The 5285-nt window shown below is 71.3% G+C and carries 6 protein-coding genes and 1 pseudogene; 6 read left to right on the top strand and 1 reads right to left on the bottom strand.

Translation table 11 applies throughout. The features are described from left to right. Positions 1 to 25: 25 nt before the first annotated feature. The 5 genes and pseudogenes from VLF18_RS03975 to VLF18_RS03955 all read left to right on the top strand — a co-directional run. Positions 26 to 625, top strand: a pseudogene (locus tag VLF18_RS03975) (aminotransferase class I/II-fold pyridoxal phosphate-dependent enzyme); the annotation flags it as partial. 243 nt (positions 626 to 868) lie between these two features. Further along, the gene (locus VLF18_RS03970) at positions 869 to 2338 is read left to right on the top strand and encodes a cobyric acid synthase (RefSeq protein ID WP_325278324.1); all 1470 of its coding nucleotides are present in this window, start codon (positions 869 to 871) and stop codon (positions 2336 to 2338) included. Continuing rightward, complete coding sequence (gene cobU / locus VLF18_RS03965; protein WP_325278323.1) at positions 2326 to 2862, top strand: bifunctional adenosylcobinamide kinase/adenosylcobinamide-phosphate guanylyltransferase; 537 nt, start codon at positions 2326 to 2328, stop codon at positions 2860 to 2862. Before VLF18_RS03970 ends, cobU begins: the two co-directional genes overlap by 13 nt. 228 nt (positions 2863 to 3090) lie before the next feature. Then, positions 3091 to 4143 carry a nicotinate-nucleotide--dimethylbenzimidazole phosphoribosyltransferase gene (gene cobT, locus VLF18_RS03960; protein WP_325278322.1) on the top strand — a complete coding sequence of 351 codons (1053 nt, stop codon included), beginning with the start codon at positions 3091 to 3093 and terminating at the stop codon, positions 4141 to 4143. Then, on the top strand, positions 4143 to 4682 hold the full coding sequence (locus VLF18_RS03955) for a histidine phosphatase family protein (protein ID WP_325278321.1): 540 nt from the start codon (positions 4143 to 4145) through the stop codon (positions 4680 to 4682). Before cobT ends, VLF18_RS03955 begins: the two co-directional genes overlap by 1 nt. A 171-nt stretch (positions 4683 to 4853) precedes the next feature. Here the strand turns inward: VLF18_RS03955 and VLF18_RS23110 are convergent, their stop codons facing one another. Next, positions 4854 to 5024: a hypothetical protein gene (locus tag VLF18_RS23110; protein ID WP_414717179.1), complete on the bottom strand. Its 171-nt coding sequence runs from the start codon at positions 5022 to 5024 to the stop codon at positions 4854 to 4856. A gap of 4 nt (positions 5025 to 5028) precedes the next feature. Here VLF18_RS23110 and VLF18_RS23105 point away from each other — a divergent pair. Beyond that, a partial coding sequence (locus VLF18_RS23105) for a hypothetical protein (protein WP_414717178.1) occupies positions 5029 to 5285 on the top strand: 257 nt, incomplete at its 3' end.

The following is a 5285-nucleotide window of genomic DNA, read 5'->3' as shown; positions in this document are numbered from 1 at the left end:
GCTGCGCCCGCCGTGCCGCGTCGCCGTGCTCGCACCGGCCTATGCGGAACACGCGCACGCCTGGCGGCGCGCGGGACACGCGGTGATCGCGACCGGCGCCGACGCGCTGCAGGCCTCGGCCGACAGCGCCGACGTCGTGGTGGTCGTCAATCCCAACAATCCCACGGGTCAGCGCTTCGCCGGTGACACGCTGCTCGCCCTGCACGCGCGGCTCGCCGCGCGCGGCGGCTGGCTCGTGATCGACGAGGCCTTCATCGACACGACGCCGGCAGCGAGTCTCGCGGGCGGCGCCGATCGCGAAGGCTTGATCGTGCTGCGCTCGCCGGGCAAGTTCTTCGGCCTCGCCGGCGCGCGCGCCGGGTTCGTGCTCGCGGCACCCGACCTGCTCGCGCGCCTGCGCGAACGGCTCGGCCCGTGGACCGTCGCCGCGCCGACGCGCTGGCTGCTGCGGCACGCGTTCGCCGACCGCGCGTGGCACGACGCCGCACGCACGCAGCTCGCGGCCGCCGGCGCGCGGCTGCGTACGCTGCTGGAGCGGCACGGCCTGCCGGTGGCCGGCGGAACGGATCTGTTCCAATGGATACGAATGGACGATGCGGCAGATCTGCACGAGGCACTCGCCCGCGAAGCCGTGCTGACGCGTCGCTTCGACGCGCCGCCGAGCCTGCGCGTCGGGCTGCCCGGCGACGAGCCCGCGTGGGAGCAGCTCGACAGGGCGCTCGCGCGAGCACTCGGCAGCGGCGGCTGCCGACCCGCACGAAACCCGTCCCCGCCCAACCCGCCCCTTGAAGCGGCGGGCTCCACGCACGTCGCGCTACGATTCCCGGTTCCCGATTGCCGATTTCCGGCCCCACGCGCCCACGTCCTCATGGTCCAGGGCACGACCTCCGATGCCGGCAAGAGCACGCTCGTCGCCGGGCTTTGCCGCTGGCTGCATCGCCGCGGCGTCGCGGTCGCACCGTTCAAGCCGCAGAACATGGCGTTGAATTCCGCGGTCACCGTCGACGGCGGAGAGATCGGCCGCGCGCAGGCGCTGCAGGCACAGGCCGCCGGCGTCGCGCCGCACACCGACTTCAATCCGATCCTGCTCAAGCCCAACAGCGACGTCGGCGCGCAGGTCATCGTGCACGGCCGCGCGATCGGCAACATGCAGGCCGGCGTCTACCACGACTACAAACGCGTCGCGATGCAAGCCGTGCTCGCCTCGCACGAGCGCCTCGTCGCGCGCTACGCGGCCGTCGTCGTCGAAGGCGCCGGCAGTCCCGCGGAAATCAACCTGCGCGCGAACGACATCGCGAACATGGGCTATGCCGAGGCGGTCGACTGCCCCGTGGTCCTGATCGCCGACATCGACCGCGGCGGCGTGTTCGCGCATCTCGTCGGCACGCTCGCGCTGCTCTCCGACAGCGAGCGCGCACGCGTCAGCGGATTCGTCATCAACCGCTTCCGCGGCGACATCGCGCTGCTGCAGTCCGGGCTCGACTGGCTCGAGCGCGAAACCGGCAAGCCCGTGCTCGGCGTGCTGCCCTATCTGCATGGTCTGCATCTCGATGCCGAAGACGCGCTGCCGCGCGAGCCGGGCCGCAGCGACGCGACACTGCGCGTCGTCGTGCCCGCGCTGCCGCGCATCAGCAATCACACCGACTTCGAAGCGCTGCGGCTGCATCCCGACGTCGCGTTTCGCTACATCGGCCCCGGCGAACCGATGCCGGCGGCCGACCTCGTCGTGCTGCCGGGTTCGAAGTCGGTGCGCGCCGACCTCGCCTGGCTGCGCGCACAGGGCTGGGACACCGCACTGACGCGCCACCTGCGCTACGGCGGCAAGGTGCTCGGCATCTGCGGCGGCCTGCAGATGCTCGGCCGGCGCATCGACGATCCGCACGGCATCGAAGGCGAAGCCGGCGCGAGCGACGGTCTCGGCCTGCTCGATCTCGTCACGACGCTGGAGCCCGAGAAGCAGCTGCGCACGACCTCGGGCGAACTCCGCCTCGACGGCTCCGCACGCGTCGAAGGCTACGAGATCCATTGCGGCGCGAGCCGCGGCGACGCACTGCGCGCACCGCTCGTGCGGCTGGCCGACGGCCGCGACGACGGCGTGCTGTCCGGCGATGGCCAGATCGCAGCCACGTATCTGCACGGCCTGTTCGACGCACCGGAGGCCTGCACCGCGCTGCTGCGCTGGGCCGGACTCGCCGACGCGCAGCCGGTCGATCGCGCCGCGCTGCGCGAGCGGGCGCTCGACGCACTCGCCGACGCGGTGCAGCAGCATCTCGACGTCGCCGCGCTCGACCGCCTGTTTGGCCTCTCGATGCCGGAGGACGCCGCATGCGCACGCTGATCCTCGGCGGCGCGCGCTCGGGCAAGAGCGTGCTCGCCGAACGCCTCGCCGCCGAACACGACGCCGTGCTCTACATCGCGACGGCCGCAGCGGGCGACGACGAGATGGCCGCGCGCATCGATCACCACCGCGCGCGGCGGCCGGCCCACTGGCGGCTCGACGAAACGCCGCTGCGGCTTGCCAATACGCTGCGCCGCGAAGCACACGTCGCGCGCTGCCTGCTCGTCGACTGCCTGACGCTGTGGCTCAGCAATCTGCTCTGCGCCGGCGACGAGGCGCAGTTCGAGCGCGAACGCGCAGCCCTCCTCGACGCGATCGAAACCTGTCCCGGCGAGCTGATCCTCGTCAGCAACGAGGTCGGCCAGGGCGTCGTGCCGCTCGGCGCGCTGACGCGGCGCTTCGTCGACGAAGCCGGACGCCTGCACCAGGACGTCGCCGCGCGCTGCGATCGCGTCGTGTTCACGATCGCCGGGCTGCCGCAGGTGCTGAAGGGCAGCCTTGGCGCGGGAAGCCGTAACCAGTGAAGAGGAGTGAGAAACGAGTGACTTGCGGCACTGCGCTCTTTCCACGCCCATCCCCGAACTGCCGCCCGCCCGACAACAACAGCCTTGTCGCAAAATATTAAATGTTACAAACGAAGGAATGAGCGGGCAGCGGCAAGAATCGAGCAGGGCGGCAGCGCAAGCCCACTCTTTTCTCACTCCCTCCACGCTTTTCTCCCCCAACCGCCGCTCAATCACCCGGAGACTCCCGTGCCGCTCGCCTGGCTGCAGCATCCCGTCCGTTCCATCGATTCCGCCGCCCGCGATGCCGCGCTCGCGCGCCAGCAGGTGCTGACCAAGCCGCGCGGCGCGCTCGGCACGCTCGAAGACCTCGCGGTCACGCTCGCGTCGCTGCAGGGCAAGCCATGCCCGACGCTCGCGCGCGTGCACGTCGCCGTGTTCGCGGCCGACCACGGCATCGCCGAAGCCGGCGTGTCGGCGTATCCGCAGGCCGTGACCGGCGAGATGGTCCGCAACTTCGCCGCCGGAGGCGCCGCGATCAGCGTGCTCGCGCGCGAACTCGGCGCGACGCTCGACGTCGTGCATCTGGGCACGGTCAACGATCCGGGCGCGCTGCCGGGCGTGCGCCGCGACTGGATCGCGCCGGCCAGCGCGAACTTCCTGCATGCGGCGGCGATGGACGACGCGCAGCTCGCACAGGCGCTCGCGGCAGGTCGCAACAGCGTCGCGGCCGCGGCGCAGGCCGGCGCGGAGCTGTTCGTCGGCGGCGAGATGGGCATCGGCAATACCACCGCGGCGACCGCGCTGGCCTGCGCGCTGATCGACGCGAGCCCGAACGAGATCGCCGGCGCGGGCACCGGGCTCGATGCCGCCGGCATCCGGCACAAGGCCGACATCGTCGCCCAGGCCGTCGCCTACCACCGCGCGTTCGCGCACGATCCGCTCGAAACGCTGCGCCGCCTCGGCGGCTTCGAGATCGCGGCGCTCTGCGGCGCCTACATCGCGGCCGCGCAGCACGGCGTCGCCGTGCTCGTCGACGGCTTCATCGCGAGCGTCGCCGCTCTGGCCGCGACGGCAATACGGCCCGAATGCCGGCCGTGGCTGCTGTTCGCGCACCGCTCGGCCGAGATCGGCCACGCGCGCGTGCTCGATGCGCTCGCGGCGAAACCGCTGCTCGATCTCGGCCTGCGCCTCGGCGAAGGCAGCGGCGCGGCCGTCGCCGTACCGCTGCTGCGGCTGGCCTGCGCGCTGCACGCGGGCATGGCGACCTTCGCCGAGGCCGGCGTCACGGACAAGGACTGATGCTCGATCTCATGCGCCACGGCGCGACCGGCCGGCCGAGCTATCGCGGCCGCCTCGACGATCCGCTCAGCGAACTGGGCTGGACCCAGTCGTGCGCGGCGACGGCGGACGGCATCTGGGACGAAGTGGTTTCTTCCACCTTGCAGCGTTGTTCGGCTTTCGCAGAGCATTTCGCCGCAGCGCGGTCGCTGCCGCTGCGTCTGGACGAGCGCCTCGTCGAATACGACTTCGGACGCTGGCAGGGACGGCGCATCGAGGACATCGAACGCGAGGAACCGGCCGCGATCGCGCGCTACCGCGCCGATCCCGAAAACCATCCGCCGCCCGGCGGCGAGGACTTCGCCGCATTCGGCAACCGCGTCGGCGCCGCACTCGATGCGGCGCGCGGAGACGGCAAACGCCGCGTGCTCGTGCTGACTCACGGCGCCGTGATCCGCTGGGTGCAGTGCCGCCTCGCCGGCCTGCCGTTCGGCGCCATGGCCGAAACCGCGATCGCGAATGCATCGGTGCATCGCGTTGCGTGGCGCAGGTTGGGTTGAGCCGAAGGCGAAGCCCAACATCGAGGTGTCGGAGCTTCGACGAACGCGTGAAACAACGGACTCAGACGTGCATCGCCCGAACGTCGCACTCTTGACGAGTGCGTCGTTCGACGTTCTCTGCCGCGATGACACCGCCATGTTGGGCTTCGCTGCGCTCAATCCAACCTGCGATCACCAGTTCTTCGCCTCGACATCGTCCGCGAAGATCCGATCCGGATCACCGTAGGGACGCAACACCGCGAAGTCGTGATGGTTCGCCGCCGGATTCAATGCGTAGCCCGCGACGAGCAGGTTGCCCGAAGGCTCGACCGCGAGTGCGCGCGACTCTTCGTTGGAGTTCACGACCGTGACGACCTTGCGGCCCTGCCCGTCGCCAAAGCCGAAATCCGGCAGGCCGTTCGGCGTCAGGCGCACGACGGTCGCGCGCTTCACCGCCGCGGGCGTGCTCGATCCCAGCTTCGGCGGCAGCGGCACCGACCGCGGCATGACCTTCCTGCGGTTGCTCGCCAACGGTGCGCCGGACACGAGCTTCGGAACGAACGGCCGCACGCTCGTCAAGGTCAGCACGATCTCCAACTACGACGAACCGCGCGCGCTGGCGCT

The sequence above is a fragment of the Tahibacter sp. genome (assembly GCF_035481375.1).
Taxonomy (GTDB): domain Bacteria; phylum Pseudomonadota; class Gammaproteobacteria; order Xanthomonadales; family Rhodanobacteraceae; genus Tahibacter.
The sequence above is the reverse complement of the archived record's forward strand: the minus strand, read 5'-3'. Positions and strand labels throughout refer to the sequence as shown.

Excerpts from the sequence above, each read along its gene's own strand:
- VLF18_RS03970 (WP_325278324.1), top strand. The coding sequence starts at position 869 with ATGGTCCAGGGCACGACCTCCGATGCCGGCAAGAGCACGCTCGTCGCC.
- cobU (WP_325278323.1), top strand. The coding sequence starts at position 2,326 with ATGCGCACGCTGATCCTCGGCGGCGCGCGCTCGGGCAAGAGCGTGCTC.
- VLF18_RS03955 (WP_325278321.1), top strand. The coding sequence starts at position 4,143 with ATGCTCGATCTCATGCGCCACGGCGCGACCGGCCGGCCGAGCTATCGC.